This is a genomic window from Candidatus Chlorohelix allophototropha, assembly GCF_030389965.1.
In the GTDB taxonomy this organism is placed as follows: Bacteria; Chloroflexota; Chloroflexia; order Chloroheliales; family Chloroheliaceae; genus Chlorohelix; species Chlorohelix allophototropha.
Map to the genome: position 1 here is coordinate 2,496,452 of NZ_CP128399.1, position 24,492 is coordinate 2,520,943.

Consider the following 24,492-nt stretch of genomic DNA (forward strand, 5'->3'; position numbering starts at 1 on the left):
TTGGTTGCGCCGGGTAACTGTATTTCGGTAAATTTCTGGAGTAAGCAGTTCTCCCTTGCGCGCATTATACCTTAACATCTGAAATTTCTCACGTCACACTATTTGCGCCTTTTACTGGCGTAACACTACCGTAACCGGCAATGACAATAGCACCTTATTTGCATTTGTCAGGAGATTTTGCCCTTCTCTACCAGAGACCAGCACTTTTTGTTCCGGTTTCCCTACCGGATTGAGTGAAACTTCGAGTCGATATTCCCCTGTCGGAACTTTAATGTAAATCTCACGGTAGTCGCGCACTCCTCGATAGGGCTGCCATATACTGGTAGGATAATAGCCACTCAAGGCGCGAGTAGTATAATTAGTAGCCGTATCTTCTCCATTGGAAGTTACCAACCGTACCGAAATCTCATAATCGGTAGTATCCGGCAGCAATTTTCGAAAATAAAGCGTAAGATGCAGATTATCGCCCTGTTGTACCGTACCTGTCGGCAGAATTCTACCCGCCCCATTGGACAGATAATCATAACCTTCTAGCAAAATTGTGTTGCCAAATTTATAATCGGTTAGGCTAGAACGAGGGTAAAAATCCACGTTTGTACCGGGAATCTGGGCAAAACTATATTTAAGAATTTCCACTCCTACAAATTCCAGCGGGTCTCCAATGGTATAGGTGTTATTATCAAACCAGACTTTGCGCAAAAACTCTTGTGGGTCTTCACGTTGGTAGCGTTCAGGAGAGATTACCAACCACGCGCGTTCGTATGAACGAATAGAACGTTGCACATAATCGTTCAGCGCAATGTCGTCCGTATCACCAACAGCTTTAGGCGCGAGTATCGATTCTGGAATCGTCTGAATTGCCACATCGGAACCGGGCTTGAGGTAATAACGAACTGCCGTTTCGAGATAACCCGGCACCACAAATACAATATCACCGGGGCGCAATTGGGCGGTTAGCTGTTTCATCGCCTCGCGCCAGTCTTCTTTTTGCGCTTCTTTGGAATAATTAACGTTTACCAACGCCACCAACGCCATCACCAGCACGAAAGCCAGTCCCAACAGTGCAAATACCATAGTCATGCGGCGTGTTGCCAACCATACCAATCCCATAGCCGCCAGAATGTAATAAGCAGGCGAAGCAATCAGCAAGTAACGCTCTGCAAAAAGAGGTATGCGAGTGGTGAGAAGGTAAAACGACAATATCGGCAATACCAGATAAAGAGTTAGGAAAATTGCAGGAGAAAAGAAAGCATTATTTTCTGTTCTTGAAGGCTTGCGCCATACTTTAAACAAACCGAGAATTGCCAAAACCAAAAATACCAGCGCCCCGATTGTTTCCCACGGTTCAACGCTGCGATTTAAGGCAAACCGGCGTAAAAGGCTATTAAGCATTTCTGGCAGACTAACCGGAACGAACCAAGTTGCGCCCACCGTCCCATCCCAAAGCGCGATAAGTTGCCAGAGTGCCAGCGGTAAATAAGGCAGAGTCAGCAAGCCAAACGAAATCAGAATGCGCTTCCCGTTATAAAGATTTGGCGATTTCTTATACCAACGCAAACCGAAATAATAGGCTATTTCTACTCCCACAATCATTGCCGCCATTACATGGATGTAAAAACCAAGCGTGGTGATAATGATATAGGCAACCCACCAACGCCAGCGGCGATCTTCCAGCGCCTTCAGAAAAAGCCAAACCGAAGCAAGAGTCAGGCAAAGCGCCAAGGGGTACATCTTGGCATCTTGCGAATACCACACGTTATAGGGCGAGAGCGTAAGCAGTAAAGCCGCAAGAAGCGCCACCTTTGTCCCACCCAATTTTCGAGCCGCCAAATAAAGCAACGGAACGGCGGTTGTACCTGCCAATAACGAAGGAGTACGCACTGCCAACTCGCTATTCCCGAAAATTTGAATCCAGAAATGCATCAGCAGCGTATAGAGCGGGCCGTTTTCACCGGCTTTGAAGAAATTTTCGAGGATTTTCCCAAGATTATCGGAAGCGCGCGCCACTAGGTCAGCTTCATCAAACCAAAGGGATTGGTTGCCAAGGCTATTGCGACGTACCAAAAAAGCCAGCCCGGTTAGTAACCCAACCGCTAACCATTCCAATTGATATGAGCGGTGGGAAAGTGCTTCCCAACCTTTTTTAAAGGCATTGGCGGATACAAGACTGGAACGATTTAACAAGCGGAAAAGACCTCCAGAAAGGATTTAGCGATGGTTTGCCAATCGAAATGGCGGCTAAAAGCCAAAGCATGGCTGGAAAGAGAAGCGCGTAAATCCGGCTCAGTCCGCAGCTTTCTCAAAGCTTCTGCCAGTGCAGTGGGATTCTCGAGTGCAACGCTTAAAACGCTATTATCCAACAAACTCAGAGCTTCGCGTATGTTATCGTAAGCTAATGAGTTTGTCAGCCACGCCTCAGAAGCGGAATTGCGGTTAGTAGTTAAAACCGGAATACCATGCGCTAAAGCCGCCATCAAGCTACCCCTTCGCAAGCTAACTCCATCCCGGAAAGGAAAGGCGACAGCATCGAGGGCGTATAGAGCGCGGGAAGTTTCGGAAGACGAAAGGTATCCCGTCCAATGAATGTATTCAGCCAAACCAAGCCGCTCGATTTGCGCGAAAAGCTGAAGGGCATAGGGGTGATTGGTGACATCCGTTTCGCCGGTGCTACCTCCAATAATAACTAGCTTCCAGCCCTTTTCGTTCTTCAATAACGAAAGCGCGTCCAGCAAATTATCAACACCTTTGCTATGGTTCAACAACCCGAAATAACCGACCAGAAAATCATCCTCACCCGCGCCCCATTTCCCGCGCTCTGCCTTTTTCTCAGCCTCGATTAGCGGTTCAAGTGGGGTAATATTGCTGCCAATCGGGATTAATTTCAGATGGGACGCAGTAACGCCACCCTCAAGCGCGTTATGATAATCTTCCTCATTGGTTACCACTGCCACATCACTATCTTTCATTAGCCTGAGATTTACCCAACTTCTTACTTTACCCGCTTTCGGAAAGAGATAAGGTTCGCGCAAGTCGTGGAAAGTAGTTACAATAAGAGGGCAATTTCTGCCTAATTTGCGCTTGAGGTAAAGCGGTAAAAAATTAACGGCGGGGTGTAGCTCATACGCGCCGGATTGGTACTGGATATTCAGCACATCGGCGGGGTACTGCTCCAAATAGGAGGCAACCTGACGTAAACTACCCCAATTCCACACCTTAATAGGACGTACTACCCGATAAGTTTGTGCTACCAGTTGCTCTTCTTTACCCCGTACTCCGGTTAGCACCCGTACCGACGCAACCTGAGCCAGTTCACTTGCCAAGCAAGCGGTATAATCACCAACGCCACCCGGTTGAGGCGGAAATTCTGCGCTCAACAGGCAAAGCCCTTTGCTAAAAGATGGACGCGGGAATTTGCTTGGTAGTAATCGGGTTGCCAGCACTGCTCGAATTAGGGATAAACGTTCGCGGCGCAATTGCGGTTTGTGTCGCACCAGTAATTTCGCACCCTCTTCAAGAAATTGGTAACGATAGGTCATTAATAGATATTGCCGTAACGCCCAACCTATCACCATCCCATGATGTTTGCGAAAATAGCTTGCCTTGCTGGTGTTAAAGTTGATATGCCTACGAGGCACATCCTGAGCGCTGCTGCGCCCTTCTAGATGAGTTACAGCGGCACGTGGCTCAAACCAGACTTCCCAACCTGCCGATTTAACGCGACGGCACAAATCCATTTCTTCGCTATACATAAAGAAACGTTCGTCAAAGCCGCCGAGTTGCTCCAGTATTGCACGTCTAACTATAAAGGCGGCGCCAACTAGCCAGTCCACCTCCTGCGGACGGGCAAAATTAAGCGGCACATCCTCAAAATAATAACGTTTGAGCAAAGACAAGTTCTTGAAAGGCTTATAACGTTGTAAAACAGTGCTTTCTATCAGTGCCAGTTTAAATGAGGGAAAACGTCGTCGGTTAGACTGGAGGCTACCATCACCATAGCGCAGCAATGGACCACAGATTCCGGCGCGAGGGTGCTGTTCCATGAAAGTTAGGAGTGTAGATATTGCGCCCGGTTCAAGGCGGGCATCGGGGTTTAGAAAAAAAACATAGTTGCCGTTTGTACGTTGCCAACCCTGATTACAAGCTACCGGGAAACCGTAATTTTCAGAATTGGGGATTACAAAAACCTGTGGGAATTTCTGCTTGACCAGTTCTACGCTGCCATCGTGGCTGGCGTTATCCACCACCACTACTTCGAGGCTGATGCCTTCAGGCACATCTGTATACAGGCTGTTCAGGCAATCTTCAAGCAGGGTAGCAACATTATAGCTGACAATTACAACGGAAAGATCAATCATCTGGAATGGTCGCGGTGCAATATAGTTCGCCAGAACATGCCAGTTAATATGCCGAAGCTATATACTTGTTCAAAAATTATATAGAAAGGCTCTTTTTCCTCAATGGCGCGGGCTATACCCCTTTTCAAAGCGCCCGGCGGTGAGCGTCTGAGCCATTCTTTAGTAGAATTAGGCTGTTTATCACTCTTGCCAATCCATTGGGCGCTGGCAAAAACCTCTGCGGCTGAACCCGGATTATAATGATAGCAAAGCGCTCCCGGTACGCGACTGGCTGTTTTCCCCAACTTTTTGGCTACAGTATGGTCATCATGATAACCGGTACTATCGAAACCACCTACAGACCAGAAATCCGTGCGGCTTATTGCCCTGAAAACAGTGCTTTCTTCCTCTTTCAAGTCGAACGGTACACGGCAGTTTATCGGGAGATAATAACAAACACTCCAAGAACGTGACCACAGGTTATCAGAATTGGCAACGAACTCATCTAGCGTAAAAGTACCGACCACTTCCCCCTTCTCAATAGGAGTGATAAGCTTTTCTAGGAAATCTGAGGCAAACTTCATATCGGCATCTAAAAAACTTAACAAGTTGCCGCGCGCATGAGTTGAACCCCAGTTTCGAGCCAACGCAGGCCCACCATGTTTTTGCTTCAGGAATTTGACTCGTTCAGGCAACCGATCAGCATATTCTTGCAAAATGCGGGGGGTTTTATCCTTTGAACCATCATCCACCAATATCAATTCGTAATCTTCAAGTGGCAAGGTTTGATTTAAAAGACTGTCTAGGCACTCTGCAATGTGCAATTGCTCATTATATGTAGGAATGATTACCGAGAGCCTTTTAGCGGCTTTACCTTCGGCAAGTGACAATGGATTATTCGGCTGCATCGTGCTATCACCCATCTTATATGCTTGTCTGAGTTTCAGTAATTGCCGGCGTAATTTCTTGTTCTACCTCAATAATTACCACACGATCGAGTCCTGCATAATCCTTATGAATTTCAACATGCGAGCCGGGGAAAAAATGCTTGCTAAGATTCTGAACATCATTAGCTTGATCTGCACCGATTTCAAGAGCAATAAAACCGGGGCGAGTAAGCCCGGATTTTGCCTGTGTGAACAATTCTCTGAAAATCGCCAATCCTTTAGGTCCGCCATCAAGCGCAATATTAGGCTCAAAACGCGCTACATTCGGCTCAACTTGCGCTATTACAGTGTAAGGGGGGTTTGAGATAATAATGTTGGGTTTGGTATCCAAAGGTTCTATCAGATTGCCATGTAGAAGTTTTATGCGTTCTGCTACCCCATGACGGCGGGCATTGATTGCCGCTACTTCAAGAGCTTCATCACTAATATCGGTGGCATAAACATGCAGATGGGGGAAACGAACTGCAAGATATACGGCAATTATACCGCTTCCGGTTCCCACATCTACCAGCACAATCTCCTGATCCATCCACCCTTTTTCCTGAAGCTTGTTGATAGAAAACTCAACCAGCAATTCGGTTTCGGGACGTGGTACCAACACCCGCTTATCCACATAAAAGTCCAACGCCATAAACTCGCGGGTATTAGTAATATAGGCTACGGGTTCACCTTGGGCGCGTCTCTCCACCAGCAGGTAATATTCCTGCGAAGTGTGGTCATCCACCTCATCATTAAGCCGGGCATATAATTCCGCGCGACTCAAATCCAATTTATGTCTGAGAATTACCTCAGCATCTAATTGGGCGGTACTATCTCGCACCTCTACCAGTCGCTGTACTGCTCTGGCAAGTAAATCCTTTACCCTCTGGGTCATGACAAAAGCCTGAGATTAGCCCACTCCGGCAAAACGCAACCGCTCCGCCTGGTCGGTGGTTTGTAAGGTATTGATAAGATCATCGATTTTGCCTTCTAGAATACCCGGCAAGTTACTCAAACTCAAGTTTATCCGGTGATCAGTAACCCGATCCTGCGGGAAATTGTAGGTGCGTATCTTCTCGCTACGGTCACCCGTACCGACTTGGCTAAGTCGTTGCTCCTGCAAATCACTCTGGCGTTTGCTCATTTCTGCTTCGTAAAGGCGGGCACGCAACACTTGCATAGCCTTAGCCTTGTTTTTTAACTGGCTTTTCTCATCTTGGCAAGTTACTACCAGTCCGCTGGGTAGGTGAGTGATACGCACCGCACTATCGGTAGTATTTACACTCTGCCCGCCATGCCCGGTACTACGATACACATCTATACGTATCTCATCGTCACGTACTTGAATATCCACCTCGTCCGGTTCAGGCAAAACGATTACTTTGGCAGTTGAAGTGTGAATGCGCCCGTTCGCTTCGGTAGCAGGGACACGCTGTACCCGGTGAACCCCACTTTCATACTTGAAGTGGCTGTATGCGCCTTTACCCTTTACTTCAAAAACAACTTCCTTAATATTACCTAGACTGGAAATATTGCCATCCATTACTTCAATTTTCCAGCCCTTCTTTTCAGCATAGCGTTGGTACATACGAAACAGATCGGCAGCAAATAGCCCAGCTTCATCTCCACCAGCGCCCGCTTGAATCTCCACGATTATATCGCGTTCATCATTGGGGTCTTTGGGCAGCAGTAAAACCATGATTTCCTGCATTAATTTTTCGCTTATCTGCTTTTGCTGCTCCACCTCTTCACGGGCGAGTTCCGCCATTTCCTTGTCGCTGGTAAGCTGTTCGGCTTCTTTAAGAGCGGCAATTGCAATCTTGTATTCTCGAAATTTTTCTACAATCGATTCAAGATCGGAATATTCTCTGCCGTAGGTTCGCATCTTTTCGTTGTCCCCAATATTATCGGGGTCAGACATAAGTTGCCCTAATTGCTCGTATCTCTGTTGTATTTGTTCTAACTTATCGTACACCTTACGGTATCCTCCATTTCGGTTAATTATTATAGCATAACATATTTCCGCGCACTAAAGCCGGTTATCTTCATTTGATAAAAAGGGAAGTAGAAAACCCGTCATAAAGGGTGTGCTAAAAACCCCTATCGGGGTGAGGTAGAACCGCTAGTGCCAGGAAAGAGAAGCAATAATCGCATTGCATCGCAAGGCAGCCCGTAAGGAGGTATTTTCTATAAGATTTGTATGAATGTTGCGCCAGTTACCGCACATTTTATAACACCTCTGCTTAAATTATAGCATAAAGCGCAACGGCGTAAACTTTATGTGTGATAAAATTATCATATCAGCGTTAATTGTTCTAAGCCCAAACAAAAGCGAGTCAGAATATGTCATTTGAACCTGAACTGGATTTCGGATTTTTAACTCAGAACCAGAAACCCAAACCCATTTTCTCTTACAGTACCAGCTTGAAGTTAACAGAGGACGATCCGACCACCCTTTTTGAATCCCTGAAAAAACACGGCATTACCGGAATTGACCTTGCCGGTGCATGGGGTAAGGAGCTTTACGAACTTACCAACGAAGACCTGAAGCGATTGGAAAAAATTCTCAAAGAGACCGAGTTGGCAATCAGTCGGGTTAATTCTCAGATTGGTGCAATTGGAATCGAAGACGCTTTCGAACCGGAAAAACTCAAATTTGAACGGATGCTTGAAGTTGCAGACTGGTTTGGAGCAAGCTACATTAAAGTTAGTTCCTTTAAGGGTGATGGCACGAACCCTGAACAACTAGCAGAAGCAATCAAGCGCCTCAGCGAGTTGGCGGAACTGGCGCAACCGTGGGGAATAATTATGCTCCACGAGAACGCTCCGGGGTATATCGGGGATAAAGCCGAGCGATGTAAGGAAATAATCTACGAGGTTGCCAGTAGCAATCTGCGCACCTCTTTTAATCCGGCGCAATTCGTGGAAGTAGGTGAAAAGCCGTTGAGCGAAGCGTATGAGCCAATGTTAGCCCAATATACCTACGTACAACTGGAAAGTAGCCTGTTTCAAAGTCCTGAAACCCTTGAACAAAGCGAGTTGAAGGAACTGCTTGGAACAATGTGGGAAAAGGGCTACCAAGGTTATTTAAACCTTGATACAAGAAAAAGCGGAGCGTCCCAGTTAAATAGCTTCGAATCTCAACTTCATACCCTGAGAGAGCTTGTAAAGGCAGTTTCAAGCACTGAAACGGTCTGATAATAACTAAAGGGCAGTAACATTCGCTACTGCCCTTTTTAAACCCAGAATAAAGGGCTTTCCAGCTACCAAAAATCGGATTAATTACTTTGCCGGTTGGTATCGCATGCTCTTACCCAAGCCTGTCAGGGAAATAAATTCATCATGAATTGCATGAACCGCTGCTTTTTCATCTGAGACAGAAGTAATCAGACTGATATTCAATTCGCTGCTGCCCTGTGCAATGGCAATAATGTTGATATTCTTGCGACCAAGCGTACTAAACAAGCGTCCTGCCACACCCGGCGTACCGCGCATGCCTGCCCCTACCACCGCAACAATTACAATATTATCGTCAAGACCAATTGGGTCAATTTCCTTACGGTGAATTTCACGATCAAACTCACGATTTAGGCTGGCAACTACGGATGGGGCAACCTGCTTTTCTACTACAAAACAAAGGTCGTGACCGCTGCTGGCATGGCTAATCATCAGTACGTTGGCATTATGGTCATGGACACGCGCAAAAGTACGAGCCGCGATACCGGGTACGGTAAGTACGCCACCACCCGCTACTGTAATCAAAGCCAAATTGCGAGCGCTGGTAACAGCTTTGACCACTCCTTCGGCTGATTCTTTTGGATTATCAATACGTGTTCCGGGAAATTCCGGATTCATCGTATTTTTGATATAAAGCGGAATATTCTTTTCAACCGCAGGCATCACCGTCAAGGGATGGATTACCTTTGCGCCAAAATAGCTAAGTTCGCCTGCTTCGGCATAACTGATTCGCCGCAAAGAGCGGGCGTTGGATACAAGACGCGGGTCGGCAGACATTACCCCATCAACATCAGTCCAAATCCAGATTTCTTCACTATCCAAAGCTGCACCAATTATACTGGCGCTATAATCACTACCACCACGCCCTAACGTAGTAGTAATACCATCGGCGGTTGAACCGATAAAGCCCGTAACTACCGGGATAGCGCCTTGTTCTACCAAAGGAATCAGTTTCTCACGACACTTAAAAGTGGTCTGCTCCATCTGTGGTACGGCGCTGGTAAAAGTACGGTCAGTTTCGATCAAGGTTGTGGCGCTAACCGCTTCGGATTTATAACCGATATCCCTAAGAGCCGCCGCGAGTATGGTACTAGATAATTTTTCACCGAAAGCTGCTACTGCATCCAAAGAACGCGGGCTAACCTCCCCCAATAATTCGATACCGGTGAAGAGCCTTAAGAGTTGGTGTAAGAGCGTAGCAATCTCGCTGCGTAGAGACGAGCGTATATCCGAATTATCTATCGTTTCATCCACAACCTGATGATAGCGGTTATGGAATTCGGCGATTAATTTATCGGCGCTAGTTCCAGAACTAGGATTGGACTCGGCAAGTTGGCGAGCAGTATTTAATAACCAATCGGTTGTACCCGCCATTGCCGAAACTACTACTACCGGCTTTAATTCCAGATAACCCCCGACCAACTTTGCTACATGGCGGAGCCGCTCTGAGTTTCCTACAGAAGTTCCACCAAATTTCATAACTATCATTTTCGAGCCAATCCTCACTTTCAGGACGCATTGTTAAGTTATACGGTTAATCTGCCAAACAATGAGATATTTTACTACAACCGAGACGAATAAACCATCTAACGACAGTAGTTATACAGGGCAGATACAAGTTCGGCATAGAAGAAGATGGGGTGGGCTTACTTAATAGTCCACCTCCAGGAAACAGGCGCCATTCCCACTGTGAGGTACACTAAACCTACTTTGCAATTTTACCCCAAATAGTTGATAATATAACCATTGTTATGACCCCTGAATACCATTTTTCACGGGTCTAAACACTTACATTTGCTTTGCGGTAAGAGGTAATAGCCGCACTCATAATCTGAACTCGAGGTAGAGCAGAGATGTTGAAAAAAGTGCTGATCGCCAACCGTGGCGAAATTGCTATTAGAGTTATCCGAGCCTGCCGTGACCTCGGTATAGCCACCGTAGCAGTTTTCAGCGAAGCTGACCGCAAAAGCCTTCACGTCCGTTACGCTGATGAGGCTTATCTAATAGGACCTGCCCCAGCTAGAGATAGCTACCTGCGAATTGACCGAATAATTAACGCAGCGAAAAAATCGGGAGCAGATGCTGTCCATCCCGGTTATGGTTTTTTATCTGAACGAGCAGAATTTGCCGAAGCTTGTGTAGAAGCTGGCTTGGTATTTATCGGTCCCCCTGCCGCCGCAATCCGAAATATGGGTGACAAGGTAATGGCAAAACAACTGGCACGTGCTGCTGGTGTGCCACTTGTTCCCGGTACAGATGCAGAAGCGAAAACCGCGGCAGAAGCGAAAAGCATTTCAGACGAAATCGGTTATCCTGTATTAATTAAAGCCGCCGCCGGTGGTGGTGGCAAAGGTATGCGCGTAGTGCGTAGCTCGGATGAAATCGAGTCGGCGTTCGGTGCCGCCACCCGTGAAGCGGCTAATTCCTTTGGCTACGGTGGCGTTTACATCGAGAAATTGTTAGAAAACGTCAAGCACGTCGAAATCCAGATAATTGCAGATTCCTTTGGTAATGCTATCCATCTTGGAGAACGTGAATGTAGTATGCAACGCCGTCATCAAAAAATGCTGGAAGAAGCGCCCTCTATGGCACTTGATGATGATTTGCGCAGACGTATGGGCGAAGTGGCAGTAGCCGCTGCAAAAAAAGCGAACTATGTCAACGCCGGCACTATTGAATTCCTTGTCACCAACGACAAGAAATTCTATTTTATGGAAATGAACACTCGTCTCCAAGTTGAGCATCCTGTTACCGAACTCATCACTGGAGTCGATATTGTTACCGAACAATTAAAAATAGCCTCAGGCTTACCCCTCAGCTACAAACAGGAAGACATTGTTCTTAAAGGTTGGGCTATCGAATGCCGGATCACAGCGGAAGACCCTTTTAATAACTTCCTGCCTTCGATTGGTATAATTGAGCGCAATGTATCCCCCAATGGACCGGGCATAAGACTTGATAGTGCGGTTTTCGATGGGTATGAAGTATCGCTTTATTACGACCCAATGATCTCGAAATTAATTACCTATGGCAATGATCGTTTGCAAGCAATTGAACGTATGCAACGGGCGTTGCGCGAATATCGTCTGTATGGTATCAAAACCACCATACCTTTCCATCAACAATTGCTGGCTTCCGAAGCTTTCCAAAGTGGCGAATTTTATACCACTTCACTGGAAACCAACGCGACCCTAAAGCCTAACCAGCAATATCGTCCAATTGAACCTGTGCTAGCAGCAATTGCCGGAGCCTTGATAGAAGAAACCGTCCAAAACGAAGAGCGTCAAGGTAAAGGTGTAGCACATTCTATTGTAAACGGAAATGTTGAAAAGTCTGGATGGAAAGAAGTAGCGCGACGTGAAGTGCTGCGACGCGGTTAACTAAAAGCGGTATTTGAACTTCTAGTCAGGGAAAAGCATATGATATATTATTGCAAAGCAGGCGATCAAGAATTCAAGCTTGAACTAATTACCGACTCCACCGGGAATACTACTGTAAAATTACCAGATGGAAGAGAGTGGGCGGTCGACTTTACCCGTGTAATCGGAAACAAACACTATTCGATGCTGGTGGATAATAAATCACACGTAGTTTATATGAATACTCGCGAAGGTGCCGATTATCAAGTTTCAATAGATGGGCAGCCTTATTCTATAAGCGTTGAAACCGAGCGTCAGCATCGTTTCGCAGGCTTGACACAGGCTTCAGCAATAGACTCAGGTGAAATCAAAATTAAAGCGCCAATGCCCGGGCTGGTTACTATTATTGGGGTAAAACCGGGAGATCAGGTGGAGCAAGGACAACGAATAATAGTGCTTGAAGCCATGAAAATGGAAAATGAATTGAAAGCGCCTCGTCAAGGCGTTATCAAAGAAATTATGGTTAGCGCAGGGCAGACTGTCGAACAAAACAAAGTTCTGCTTATCCTAGAATAACTATTTTTAAGGAACTTATTGACTCCGCAGGTTTAATGCCTGCATAATTTCCACAATATGGCAATAAAGCAAGGTCAAAATTAAACTTGGTAGGAGCATAAAGATGTCCACCTCTGGCGAAATTACCAGTAAAAGAGAACAGTGGGAAGAACAGTCGGTAAAACCGGTCTTGAAGAAATCTCCCGAACGCAAGGCAAATTTCCAGACTAATAGTGGCTTAGCATTAAAACGACTATACACGCCCGAAGACCTGCAAAATCAAGATTACGAGAAAGAACTGGGTTACCCCGGACAATATCCCTTCACCCGTGGGGTTCAATCAACCATGTATCGCGGCAGGTTCTGGACAATGCGCCAGTACGCCGGATTCGGTAGCGCCGAAGAGTCCAATAACCGTTATCATTACCTATTAGGTCAGGGACAAACCGGTCTCTCGGTAGCGTTCGATTTGCCTACCCAAATGGGCTACGATGCAGATCATTCGATGTCGGATGGCGAAGTGGGTAAAGTTGGGGTGAGTATCTGCTCATTGGATGATATGGAAGTTTTGCTAAAGGGCTTGCCACTCGACAAGATTACTACCTCGATGACCATTAACTCCACCGCCTCGGTGTTGTTAGCGCTCTATATCGCCGTAGCCAAAAAGAACGGCGTACCGCTTAGTAAAATTGGTGGCACAGTCCAAAACGACATCCTCAAAGAGTACGTAGCACGCGGCACTTATATCTATCCATCTCGCCCAAGTATGCGCCTGATTACCGATATGATTGCCTTCTGCACTAACGAAGTGCCGAACTGGAATACTATCAGTATCAGCGGTTATCATATCCGCGAAGCCGGAAGCACTGCCGTACAGGAAGTAGCTTTTACCCTTGCTAACGGCATTGCCTATGTGGAAGCGGCAATTGCCAGTGGACAAGACGTTGATAAATTCGCTTCACGCCTTAGCTTCTTCTTCAATGCCCATAACGAATTTCTGGAAGAAGTAGCTAAATTCCGCGCCGCCCGCCGACTGTGGGCGAAAATTATGCGCAATCGTTTCAAAGCCCAGAACCCCCAGAGTTGGATGTTGCGTTTCCACACCCAAACCGCCGGTTCTATGCTAACCGCGCAACAGCCTGAAAATAATATTGTGCGGGTTACGCTCCAAGCGCTAGCATCTGTCCTCGGTGGAACTCAATCTCTGCATACCAACAGTATGGATGAGGCATTGGCGCTACCTACGGAAAAGGCAGTGCGTATAGCCCTACGTACTCAGCAAATCCTAGCTTACGAAAGTGGAGTTGCAGATACAATTGACCCGTTGGCAGGCAGCTACATGGTAGAAGCGCTCACTGACGAAATAGAGCAAAAAGCCCAAGAATATCTCGATAAAATCGATGAGATGGGCGGCACGCTCAAAGCGTTGGATCGAGGCTTTTTCCACAATGAAATAGAGGACGCAGCCTATCGCTGGCAGGAAGAAGTAGAAACCGGACAGCGTATAATCGTGGGCGTTAACAAATTTGCAACGGATGAAACCGCCACGGTTGATCGTCTAAAGTTGAATCCTGCGCTACGTGCTGAACAGATTGTACGCCTGAATGCACTGAAAGCCCGCCGAAATAGTGAGGTCGCTACAGCGAAACTAGAAGCCCTGAAAACTGCGGCTGAAGGTACTGATAACCTGATGCCCTATATAATTGATTGCGTTGAAAACCTTATAACACTGGGCGAGATTTGCAACACCCTACGCGGAGTATTCGGGGTGTACCGTCCTTCCTAAGTCTTATACGACTCTAACACAACGATTAGCCCGGTTAAATTCAGCCTATGCTATAATGGCGAACACCGGGCTTTAATATAGCGCGAATTATAGTTAAAAAGGAGCGATAAATTACGATGGGCATTCAAATTGCAGTTTTAACCGGCAAGCCGGAAGAAAAGAAAAAGGGCGGCGTCGGTATAATGCGACAAGCCGAGACTGAAAAGGAAGAAAAGCATCCTGAAGTTAGCCTGGCTGAGCTTGTCAGCAGTGTACTGGCACAGGTTGGAGCAGGAGTAAGCGTCGAAACCGAAGTAGAAATTGAAATTACCGGAGTAGTGGAATTCGCCGACAAAGATGGCAAAATTGGCGCTACCTTTGATATTGGCAATGAAACTCCCGGTAGCCGCGCAATGAAGCTGAAGCTGAAAAGCAAGGTAACCCCTAAGTAATATAAATCGATGGCGGCAGGCTCGTTCCTGCCGTTTTTTTTGTCCGCTTTCCCTACGAGAAATAGGTCTAAAGTCCAATAAATTTCATGGTTGACAGTTTCTAATATCATGCTATATTTAATCGTGCAGAGGTAGTGTAACTGCCACTCAAAAGCATCACAATAGCAATTCCTGAAGGGTTGTTAACTCAAATTAAATAATTTGGGCACTCTTCAAAAACTATTTATCAATGGATTTTTTATGGCAAGACAGAAAGGAGCAGAAGATGTCGAATTTAATACATTCAAATAGCATCTTCGCGACCCAACTGAATAGCCTGAACGGCAGCCGAATACGGCTCGGCAACGCAGGATTTGCGTACGCCGAAGTACGCGGCATTGCCATGCCTTCCATTGATAGTGGCACGCCATGCATCACCGCTGCGTTCAATGGCAAAGTAGGTGGGGGGACTCCGTCCTTCACACGGAAGCCGGGTAGCGATGGATTGCTAGGTAATAACGGATTAATTAACAAAAGCATATTCGATCATAACCCTTATCCAGTGGGGTTGTACCATTCGCCGCAAACAGCATCAGGAGGAGGTACAACCAGCTAATAAGCCGTAAGGCTGCTACCGGGAAATCCGGTAAAGCCAAAACACAGCTTAATAGATTTGTACTAACCTACAAATCTAAACACTGGTCGAGGGTGTAAGTTCCGAAAGGGAATTACACCTTTTTTGTTTGCCAAAGATATCAAACACAGGAGAACATATAACCATGTTTGACAACGAGATAAATGAGTTAATGACTCAAACGATCATTGCCGACCGCACCTTCAATAACAAACGTGCGCTCAACCGTTTCTTGAAAACCCTTACTCCTGCGCAAATCGTCGAAACCCAGATAATGGTCGATGATGAGATGTTCGTGGTTTTCTTCCCGGTAAGCGCCACTTCTTCCGAGCGACACTTCGATACCAACGAGGTAGCGGGTGCCGCTTCGGCAAAAACGCCAATGGTTCGCGCAAGGGTTGAAGTACCTATCTAGGTCTTGTCACCCGATAGTTTGTAAGAAATAAGCAGTATTAGTGAAACAATAGGTAGTGTAGCAGTGTCAGATAAGAGCAGAGGAGATAAAAAACATATGGATAAGACAATGATCAGACTCAAAATTATGGGAATATGCGTGGCAACATCAATTTTTATTGTGGTGATGTTGCTAATGCTGGTAGTTCTCGCCTGGCCTCACACATTTTAACTTCTGGAGGGCAAGCATGAGAATTAACTGGATTTTGGAGAGCCATGTTGTTGGAACATACTGTCGTGGCTCTCTCTCCAACATCTACTCCCGCATAAATAGCGCAATCCTCTAAAATTATTCCAATTTCAAATAAGTGTTATGTAAAGTTGTAAGTGCCTGCTAAATGACGCTTCAAGGTTTCCTCGTTCACTTCATAGCCAATACCAGGATTATCGGTAGGAACGGTGATACGCCCATTGGGAGCTAATACCCTCGGCTGAGTCAGGTCTTCTTCAAAATATTTATCGCTACCGGAAACATCACCGGGCATAGAAAAGTTCGGCAAGCTACACAAAGCAACATTATGCGCGCGCCCGATTCCGTATTCATGCATACCGCCGCACCACACCGGCACGTCGTATTGCTGGCATACATCATGGATTTTACGCGCCTCAAGCAACCCACCCACTCTACCGGGTTTGATATTTATGACCCGGCAGCTACCCAATTCGAGAGCGTGACGAGCATTCTCCACCGAATGGATACTCTCATCAAGGCAAACCGGAGTCTCAAGTTCTCGTTGGAGAAGCGCGTGATCTACTATATCATCATACGCTAAGGGTTGTTCTATCATCGCCAAGTTAAAACGATCAAACTGCTTGAGATGTGCTATATCTTTTAGCGTATAGGCTGAATTGGCATCGGCGGTAAGCGGCACATCTGGATAATGCCGTCGCACCTCCGCCAACACTGTAAGGTCACGACCGGGCTTTATCTTGAGTTTGATACGTTTATAGCCTTCCGCCAGATATTTTTCAATCTTTGAGAGAAGCGTATTGATATCCGGTTCGATGCCGAGGCTTACCCCGCTTTCAATGTAAGGGCGAGTGCCGCCTAACATTTTTGAAAGCGAAATCCCTCGACTTTTTGCCAGCAAATCCCACACCGCCATTTCCAATCCGGCTTTGGCAAAATTATTGCCGCGCACCCACTCATAAAAGCCCGTGAATTCTTCGACCGTATCGAAAGATTTGCCGAGAATGGCAGGAATAAGAAAATCGCGTTGCATGTGAAGGCAGGTTTCGAGGGTTTCGGGGCAATAGTCCGGTTTACTAGGGCTGGCAGTTTCGCCCCAACCGATTGCCCCGCTTTCATCGTAAAGCTTGATGATTAGGTGATTTAATTCGGATTTGCGACCAAAGCTGGTTTCAAAAGCATCTTTCAAATTCATTCGGACGTGATAGAGTTCTATTCGAACCAGCTTCATTTCGCGTATCCTTCCCTTTTGTATTTCTAGCGAATCCCGGCAAAAAGGTCGTCTTCCATTCCCATATTCTCAGGATCGGTAACGCCCGATTTGCCTTGCGCTAAATGATAATACTCGTAGCCCATGCCTTCTTTAAGCATTTCAGGAGGCATTTTGTACCACATACTATCCGGCGAAATTTGGGTTTTGTGGACGCTAAAAGCTTTGAGCTTCTGGTCGAAATATTCGCGCGCATCATAGCGGGTGGTAACGGTGGCATCAGGGTCACCCATCGACTCAAAATCCATTTCCGGGTTACTCCACGGACCGTCGATTCCCATAGAACGCGCCTTTTCCGCTGCCATCTTGAACATAGAAATAGGTAATGCGGTGTAATAGAGCTTGGAAGGTTGCCACGGTTCAAGACCAAGATCGGGATAAAAGCGTTTGTCTCCGGCAGCATTAAAAGCTATAAGAGCAACCCGATGTGCTTGCACATGATCTGGATGCCCATAACCGCCCCATTGGTTATAGGTAGCTATAACTTGGGGGCGAAACTCGCGGATATACTTTACCAGACGTTTAACCGCATCATCAAAATTTGCCTGATAGAAACTTTCGGGATTTGTATTAGGCTCGGTGCCAACCATCCCGCTATCTCTAAAATCGAGGAAGCGCAACTCGCTTATGCCCAAAATCGCTACCGCCTCGCGCAATTCGCCTTCCCGCACTTTCCCCAAGTTTGCCGCTACCTCTTGGCGGGCTGCTTCATCCAACGTAGGATCAACAATATCGCCTGCTTCGCCTCTGGTTGCTGTCACCAATATGGTACGCACCCCTTCGGCAGAAAGACGCGCCATTGTGCCGCCTGTACCAAAAACTTCATCATCCGGGTGGGCATGTACCGCCATAAAAGTCAACGGGATATTATCAGCCATTTATGAATATTTCCTCTCAAAATATGTGTCCAATATAATGAACTTTGCGCCCCTTCTTTTTACAAATCTGGCGCAAGTAATAGTATATCCTTTTTTTAAAGAAACGGAGGGTGTATTAACCGACTCTTTAGAAAAAGATAAATATAACCGATTAACGAAACCTTTTATGCTATAATTTCGTAAAAATTATAGCTGACTAAGCAAAAGGATAATTTCAATGGAGCGCCGCGAAGGCGATGCGGATAAAAAGAAAGAACCCGATGCATTATCGCTTAGTAAGCCTGATCCGAATGAGTTGTTCGGTTCAGAGGTGAATTACTCGGCAGATATTCCACCAGAACCAAACCGTTCGGGGGAGAATGATGAGGGTGCAGTGACCAGTGCAACGTTTGCGGCAAAGCCGTTTACCAGCACATTTCCGTTTGCCAGAACTAACAATATAAATAGAGTAGAACAAACCGCCACGGCGAATCCGGTTTCGGAAGCGAATCGCAAAGATGAGAATCTGGTGCAGCAGGTGCTAGGTGGTAATCAGGATGCTTTCGCGCAACTGATTGAACGCTATAAAGTAGCAGTTTTTAACCTCTGTGCCAGAATGTTGAACGATCAGAATGAGGCGGAAGATGCCTCGCAGGAAGTTTTCCTACGCGCCTATAACCAGCTTCATACCTATCAAGCGGGAAGGCGTTTCTCAACATGGATTCTATCCATCGCTTCACACTATTGCATTGATATGTTGAGGCGACGGCGACCTGTAACCGATTTGGATAGTATTGCTTTTTGGAAACCGAGCGACCTTCCGGAACCTGAAGAATCTGCTGTCATCAGCGAAAACCGGGACGAGGTGCGCGAATTACTACGCAAGTTGCCGGAAAAGTATCGAAGCGTGACGATTCTGCGCTATTGGCAGGATTTGAGCTACGAGGAAATCGCTGAAACTACCGGGCTTACAATAGCTACCGTTAAAACGCGCCTGTTTCGCGCCCGCGAATTGCTGGCTAAAGAATTGGATAAGCAACACCGCAATGGTGGAGATGCCGGAAGTCGTAGCAAGGATGAAAAGAAGTTTCTGAGAGGTAGGTTTGGGCTGAATAGCGCCAAAACCAAAACCACAAAGGGGGATAGCAATGTTCTGCCGTGAGATGAACCAACATATCTCGCCATACCTCGATGGTGTACTCAACACCGCACAGACCCAGAAAGTCGAGGCACACGTAGAGATTTGCCCCAAATGTCGCCATAGCCTCTCATTGATGCAAGAAATTCCGAAAGCCCTGCACACTGACCGAATGCTAGCTCCTAAAGAAGATTTTACTGCCGCCATAATGCAGCAGATTATTATCAATCACCATTTAAGTTCCAGCTTAGGAACAACTGCCCAACCTGAAACTGTAAGAAAGGTGGCGGAAGTCGTGCCGTTTGATGCGGCGCGACATAAAAGAGCCGCCCGCGCTTCCACAACGAATTATGTATTACGTTTTGCGGCTATGGCGGCGGTTTTGATGGTTATGGTTGGGGTAGGGGCTTATCTCAATGTGCTAACCGGAAATGGTACAGGCGGAACGCAGGCAGCTTTTGGCGCAGCTATTGGGAATTTTGCCGGATTGCTGGCGGATTCGGTGCAAAGCCCCTTGATTCTTTTGCTAGGGGTAGCGCTAACAGCCGGGATTATCATAGCAACATGGTGGTTTATACATCGCACTCAAACGCGGCACTAACAATTCGCAAGGGTTGGTTTTAACGCCAGCCCTTTTTGGTTCTTATGAACTCTCCTCTGATTATCCTTTCCGGAGTCGAAAAATCTTATCCGATGGGTCGGCGACGTTTTCAAGCGTTGCGGGGTATCGACTTGCAAATAACCGCGGGCGAATTTGTAGCTATAGTAGGACCTAGCGGTAGCGGTAAATCCACTATTCTCAATATGATAACGGGAATTGATCGCCCCACTGCCGGAACGGTGACAATAGCGGGGAAAGAGCTAAACCGTTTGAGCGAAAATGCGCTTGCCCGTTGGCGTGGGGAAAACGTAGGTATTATCTTCCAGTTTTTTCAGCTATTGCCCACCCTAACCGCCTTAGAAAATGTAACAATGCCAATGTACCTACGCGGTAATGCTTCAAAATGGCGTGGACAGCAAAGGCATGTGCGGGGTAAAGAAAGCCTCGCGCTGGTCGGGCTTGCCGATCATGGCGACCATCTGCCTTCTGAGCTTTCGGGGGGAGAGCAACAACGAGTGGCGATGGCGCGGGCGCTGGCAAATGACCCGCCGATATTGGTAGCAGATGAGCCGACCGGCAACCTCGACACTGAAACCGGGCAAATGGTTTTCGACATTTTTCGCCAACTTGCCGAAGAAGGCAAAACCATTATCTTTGTAACTCACGATCCTATGCTCGCCACTAAAGCACACCGCATCATCCACGTTCGCGATGGTCTAATCATAAAGGACGAGGCGCAGTTCAATTAAGCTCACACAGATGGTTTCGGCACCTCAACCGGAAGATTTGTTACAGTTTTAGCAGTATCCCCAGATTTTTCGGTATCGGAAACAGGCAGGTAAAAATAAATGGTAGTGCCTTTTCCAAGTTCCGATTCTACCCCCAAATAGCCATTGTGTCGGTTGATTATCGAAAAGGCAACCGTCAAACCCAAACCGGAGCTTTTTTCTTTAGTGGTAAAATATGGCTCGAAAATACGCCCTAGAATATTAGACGGGATGCCGATTCCCTCATCTGCCATACTCACCTTCACATAGTTACCATCGGGTAGGGGTATCTCTGAATTCAAACTTATATGCACAATGTTTTCGGCTTTAACCGTCAGAGTGCCACCGCTGGGCATTGCTTGTACCGCGTTCAATACCAAGTTTTGTATGACTTGATTGATTTGTCCTTCATCAATATGAACCTGCCACAAATCTTCGACGCAGCTTAGCTTATAAGCTATAGTTGTACCGCGCAACATGATATAGAGCCATTCCTCCAGCAGAGGCGGGAGTAGCTCAGCATTTTTAATCGGCGCGCCACCACTCGCAAAGGTTAAAAGTTTTGCAGTTAGTTCCCTAGAACGATATGCTGCCATTTCGGTTTCGTTAAGCAATTCTCTTAAAGACGCGATATTCGCGATATTCGCATTGTCGTCCAAATCCATTCTTGCCAACCCCAGATTACCCACAACCACTTCCAGCATATTATTGAAGTCGTGCGCAATACCGCCTGCTAGCAATCCCAAGCTTTCCAGTTTCTGTTGTTCCTGTAACTTTCGCCGAGTAATATCCCCAAAATAGAGGGTAAACCCGCCATCCTCTGCCGGGTACATATTAATTTCATACCACTTCTCGGTCGAAGCTGCAAAAGCTTCAAAATCAACCGCTTTGCGCTCCTTTTGAGCTTTATTAAATACTTCATGCACCGTACTTGACTCGCGCAGTACCGGAAATTCTTCCAAGATATTTTTACCAAGTAAGTCTTCCTGATTTTTTCCCAAAATTTCTTCCGCTTGCAAGTTGGCATAGGTAATGAGACCATTTGAATCCACCGCAAAAAAGGCATCGCTGATGCTCTCCAGAATGCCGATAACTTTCTGGTTCGACTTTAATAAAGCCAACTCGGCTTCTTTGCGCTCGGTAATATCACGAATGACCACTACGCCCGATATAAATTTATTTTTAGAGTCCAGTACCGGCTGCCCAACCGCTTCATACCAGCGAAACGCTCCATCCTTTAAGCGGGCGGTAAAGATAGTTTTAAATTTCTCTCCCCGTGCGGCACGGGCTTGAGGGATAGTGGTTGCGGTCAGCTTCGTTTTTCTATCCTGATTGAAAAGTGTTGCATTAGAATTCACAAATTGTTCCCGATATGCCTCATTGGTCACCAGCATTGTACCTTCCGGTCTTACTACCACTACCGCATCATTCATACTGGCGAGAATCATAGAGAGTTGAGTACGTTCCTGCTCGCTTAGTTGTTTTTGCGTTTCCAGCGTTTTGGTCATCTTTTGTAGTTCGGTAGTGCGGATCGAAAGATCGGAATTGGCAGTATTTAGCTCCTCAATCGTAGCTTGCAACTCCTCATTAAGAGTCTCCAATTCCTCGTTGGTAGCTTGCAATTCCTCGTTCAAAGTCTCCGCTTCTTCGGTAGCCGCCTGTGCTTCTTCATTTCTCAGAAGAAATTCCTCATTCAGCCGTCGCATTTCTACAACGGCATTATTCAGACGCTCATTTTCCACTAACAAAGAGGTGTTGGTTGCTACAAGAATTTCCATTTGTTTAGTATGGCGCAACATTGTTTCTTCTGCCTGCTTTTTCGCCTCTTCTAGCGCCTTATTAGTCTCCTCATAGCGAGAATTAGTATATTCGAGTTCTTTATTGCTAACCTTTAAAGCTTCCAAGGATTGTTTCAATTGGATAGCGAGGTTACGCTGCTCGTTATTTGCCTGTTCCAGTTCAAGCCGATAGCGATACGAATCGGTAATATCGGTTATAAGAATTAATGCCTGCGAGTTCGGGAAATTCTTTGATTCTTCTGATACCAACTGAGGATAGCACTTGATTTGCAAATAAGTCGGCTCACCCGTGGTTATATGGGGTATTTCCACATCCGTTAATTCGGTTACCGTTCTATCACGTAAAGCGGTAGTAATAAGCTTGGCTAGTTCTCGCTCCGGCAAGCTTTGCGCCAGATGTATCAAATCCTCACCGACTGCGGCAGAATGAACCCCTAGCAAACGACGGGCAGCAGAGTTGATTTCCTGAATATCAAAATGTCGATCAACCACGATTACCCCTATCGGTAGATTCAACAGCAGAGTTTCTTTAGAGGAACGATTGTGCAAGACTTCCAAATGAGCGCGATCGAGTTCAAGGTTGGGTATGCGCACGCGACGCAGATCAGGGCGTGGCAGCGCTTGAGTAGGGATTGTGGCGGGAAAACGCAGCGGTTGGAGTATCCGCCGTTGCCCAAATCTCCTGAAAATCTTATGAGTAGGATGTTCCGGTAAAAACAAGTCAGAAAGAGGGTTAGCCGTTTCGGTTTTGCCGAGCGCAAGGAAACCGCCATCCCGCAACGAAAAGGCAAACAATTGCAGCGCATATTGTTGCAAATCTCGCGAAAAATAAATCAGGACATTGCGACATACTACTAGGTCAATGCGGGGGAAAGGTGAACGTTGACCCAAATCGTGTTCGCCGAAAACTACCAAGCTACGTACCTGCTTTTTTATCTCGAAACTATTATCTAATTCATTGAAATATGCTCTTATAAGTTCAGGCGGGAATTTTTGCAAACTTTGCTTGGGATACACCCCCTGTCGCGCGAAGGCGATAGCGGCGCTATCCAAATCGGTAGCAAAAATCTTGACGGTGAACTCGTTAAGTTCCTCTCCCAAAACCTCGGCAACCAGAATCGCCAGCGAATAAGCCTCCTCACCGGTGGCGCAACCTGCCGACCAGATACGCAACTCTTTGCTATGGGCGCGGCTATATTCCACTAATTCCGGTAAAATCTGCTCGCCCAAATAGTCGAAAAATTCCGGGTCTCGCCTAAATTCGGTTACTTTAATTAGGAAGTTGTTAACCAAAAGCCCGTATTCTGAGGGGTTATCTTTGAGGTATGTAATGTAGCCCTTCAAATCTATAGAGTTAGTGGCAGCAATTCGCCGTTGAATACGCCGCAGGATTGTTGCCGGTTTGTACGAGCGGAAATCCAAACCGCTGTGCTCTCTTACTAACTGGAGAAAGGATTGTAACTCCCCTTCGCGGGCAGAATGGGAAGTTACTTGGATTCCGGCAACTAGATCGGAAATGATTGAACCGATTCGGTTGAGATCGGCAATTATATCAACCGATTGAGGGGAAACTGCCATGGGCATGCCCGGAAAAGCCGCAGTAATCGGGTCTTGAATTATTACTGTACCGCCCAAGCGGCTAACCTCAAATGCACCCAAACTACCGTCCGAACCTGTGCCGGTCAAAATAACCGCGATAAGCTTCTCACCATAGATTTGCGCCGCGCTAGTGAGTAGTAGATCAATTGAAGGTTGGGAATGCCCGTTGGAAACATTCAGCACCTCCACTTCATCCTCATTAATCTGCACATGGCGGTTGGAGGGCACTACATAAACTGTGCCGGGGAGCAACTTCACACGGTCGGTAACGGTAACAACCGCTAATTGAGTGTGGCGAGCAAGTATTTCTTCAAGGTGGCTGGGGCGTTTTGGGTCAAGATGTTGCGCAATTACCAAAGGGAGGGGAAATTCTTTGGAAAGTGAGGCAACTAGGCTTGTCAAAGCTTCAATCCCACCCGCAGATGCCCCGACTACAACTAGCTGAAAAAGCTGTTCAGAATCAGGCATAAGCCGCCTCTTTCATTAATGTAGGTGCATTTATATGGGAATATTTTGCAGGAGAAAGTAAACCCTAAAATTAATGCCTTCTATAATCCATAGTTTAATTATTAAAGGT

19 protein-coding genes are annotated in these 24,492 nt (G+C 46.5%); 10 read left to right on the forward strand and 9 right to left on the reverse strand.

Features of this window, described 5'->3' with window-relative positions:
• Positions 1–111: 111 nt before the first annotated feature.
• Genes OZ401_RS10980 through prfA form a run of 5 tightly spaced genes read right to left on the reverse strand, consistent with a single transcriptional unit; the run spans position 112 to position 7,235 of the window.
• Positions 112–2,184: a glycosyltransferase family 39 protein gene (locus OZ401_RS10980; RefSeq protein ID WP_341468280.1), complete on the reverse strand. Its 2,073-nt coding sequence runs from the start codon at positions 2,182–2,184 to the stop codon at positions 112–114.
• Entirely contained in the window at positions 2,178–4,355 is a 2,178-nt protein-coding gene (locus OZ401_RS10985) for a glycosyltransferase (protein WP_341468281.1), read from the reverse strand. The genes OZ401_RS10980 and OZ401_RS10985 overlap by 7 nt, the downstream gene beginning before the upstream one ends.
• The gene (locus OZ401_RS10990; RefSeq protein ID WP_341468282.1) at positions 4,352–5,242 is read right to left on the reverse strand and encodes a glycosyltransferase family 2 protein; all 891 of its coding nucleotides are present in this window, start codon (positions 5,240–5,242) and stop codon (positions 4,352–4,354) included. The genes OZ401_RS10985 and OZ401_RS10990 overlap by 4 nt, the downstream gene beginning before the upstream one ends.
• A 16-nt stretch (positions 5,243–5,258) precedes the next feature.
• Entirely contained in the window at positions 5,259–6,155 is an 897-nt protein-coding gene (gene prmC, locus OZ401_RS10995) for a peptide chain release factor N(5)-glutamine methyltransferase (protein WP_341468283.1), read from the reverse strand.
• A 15-nt stretch (positions 6,156–6,170) separates the two neighbouring features.
• Positions 6,171–7,235, reverse strand: coding sequence for a peptide chain release factor 1 (prfA, locus tag OZ401_RS11000; protein WP_341468284.1), 1,065 nt, complete (start codon positions 7,233–7,235; stop codon positions 6,171–6,173).
• Between the two features lie 368 nt (positions 7,236–7,603).
• Between prfA and OZ401_RS11005 the strand changes: the two genes are divergently transcribed.
• A complete protein-coding gene (locus tag OZ401_RS11005) occupies positions 7,604–8,458 on the forward strand; it encodes a sugar phosphate isomerase/epimerase family protein (RefSeq protein ID WP_341468285.1) in 855 nt (284 codons plus the stop codon).
• An 84-nt stretch (positions 8,459–8,542) separates the two neighbouring features.
• Here the strand turns inward: OZ401_RS11005 and OZ401_RS11010 are convergent, their stop codons facing one another.
• Complete coding sequence (locus OZ401_RS11010; RefSeq protein ID WP_341468286.1) at positions 8,543–9,985, reverse strand: aspartate kinase; 1,443 nt, start codon at positions 9,983–9,985, stop codon at positions 8,543–8,545.
• 365 nt (positions 9,986–10,350) lie between these two features.
• Between OZ401_RS11010 and accC the strand changes: the two genes are divergently transcribed.
• The 6 genes from accC (at position 10,351) to OZ401_RS11040 (ending at position 15,656) form a co-directional block, all read left to right on the forward strand.
• Positions 10,351–11,877, forward strand: a complete 1,527-nt coding sequence (gene accC / locus OZ401_RS11015) for an acetyl-CoA carboxylase biotin carboxylase subunit (protein ID WP_341468287.1) — start codon at positions 10,351–10,353, stop codon at positions 11,875–11,877.
• 39 nt (positions 11,878–11,916) lie between these two features.
• Positions 11,917–12,432: an acyl-CoA carboxylase biotin carboxyl carrier protein subunit gene (locus OZ401_RS11020; RefSeq protein WP_341468288.1), complete on the forward strand. Its 516-nt coding sequence runs from the start codon at positions 11,917–11,919 to the stop codon at positions 12,430–12,432.
• Between the two features lie 103 nt (positions 12,433–12,535).
• On the forward strand, positions 12,536–14,197 hold the full coding sequence (locus tag OZ401_RS11025) for an acyl-CoA mutase large subunit family protein (RefSeq protein WP_341468289.1): 1,662 nt from the start codon (positions 12,536–12,538) through the stop codon (positions 14,195–14,197).
• A 116-nt stretch (positions 14,198–14,313) separates the two neighbouring features.
• The gene (locus tag OZ401_RS11030; protein ID WP_341468290.1) at positions 14,314–14,628 is read left to right on the forward strand and encodes a hypothetical protein; all 315 of its coding nucleotides are present in this window, start codon (positions 14,314–14,316) and stop codon (positions 14,626–14,628) included.
• Positions 14,629–14,893: 265 nt separating this feature from the next.
• Positions 14,894–15,223 carry a hypothetical protein gene (locus OZ401_RS11035; protein ID WP_341468291.1) on the forward strand — a complete coding sequence of 110 codons (330 nt, stop codon included), beginning with the start codon at positions 14,894–14,896 and terminating at the stop codon, positions 15,221–15,223.
• Positions 15,224–15,386: 163 nt separating this feature from the next.
• Entirely contained in the window at positions 15,387–15,656 is a 270-nt protein-coding gene (locus OZ401_RS11040) for a hypothetical protein (protein WP_341468292.1), read from the forward strand.
• Between the two features lie 349 nt (positions 15,657–16,005).
• Here OZ401_RS11040 and menC read toward each other — a convergent pair whose 3' ends face one another.
• Together menC and mshB are read right to left on the reverse strand one after the other, a co-directional pair.
• On the reverse strand, positions 16,006–17,115 hold the full coding sequence (menC, locus tag OZ401_RS11045; RefSeq protein ID WP_341468293.1) for an o-succinylbenzoate synthase: 1,110 nt from the start codon (positions 17,113–17,115) through the stop codon (positions 16,006–16,008).
• Positions 17,116–17,141: 26 nt separating this feature from the next.
• A complete protein-coding gene (gene mshB / locus OZ401_RS11050; RefSeq protein ID WP_341468294.1) occupies positions 17,142–18,032 on the reverse strand; it encodes an N-acetyl-1-D-myo-inositol-2-amino-2-deoxy-alpha-D-glucopyranoside deacetylase in 891 nt (296 codons plus the stop codon).
• A gap of 217 nt (positions 18,033–18,249) precedes the next feature.
• On the opposite strand from mshB, the gene OZ401_RS11055 reads away from it, so the two are divergent.
• The 3 genes from OZ401_RS11055 to OZ401_RS11065 are packed head-to-tail and all read left to right on the forward strand — an operon-like array spanning position 18,250 to position 20,499.
• The gene (locus OZ401_RS11055) at positions 18,250–19,173 is read left to right on the forward strand and encodes an RNA polymerase sigma factor (protein ID WP_341468295.1); all 924 of its coding nucleotides are present in this window, start codon (positions 18,250–18,252) and stop codon (positions 19,171–19,173) included.
• The gene (locus OZ401_RS11060) at positions 19,160–19,750 is read left to right on the forward strand and encodes an anti-sigma factor family protein (protein WP_341468296.1); all 591 of its coding nucleotides are present in this window, start codon (positions 19,160–19,162) and stop codon (positions 19,748–19,750) included. The genes OZ401_RS11055 and OZ401_RS11060 overlap by 14 nt, the downstream gene beginning before the upstream one ends.
• Positions 19,751–19,794: 44 nt before the next feature.
• Positions 19,795–20,499, forward strand: a complete 705-nt coding sequence (locus tag OZ401_RS11065) for an ABC transporter ATP-binding protein (protein WP_341468297.1) — start codon at positions 19,795–19,797, stop codon at positions 20,497–20,499.
• A 2-nt stretch (positions 20,500–20,501) separates the two neighbouring features.
• On the opposite strand, the gene OZ401_RS11070 is transcribed toward OZ401_RS11065, so the two are convergent.
• On the reverse strand, positions 20,502–24,383 hold the full coding sequence (locus tag OZ401_RS11070) for a CheR family methyltransferase (RefSeq protein ID WP_341468298.1): 3,882 nt from the start codon (positions 24,381–24,383) through the stop codon (positions 20,502–20,504).
• Positions 24,384–24,492: the final 109 nt, after the last annotated feature.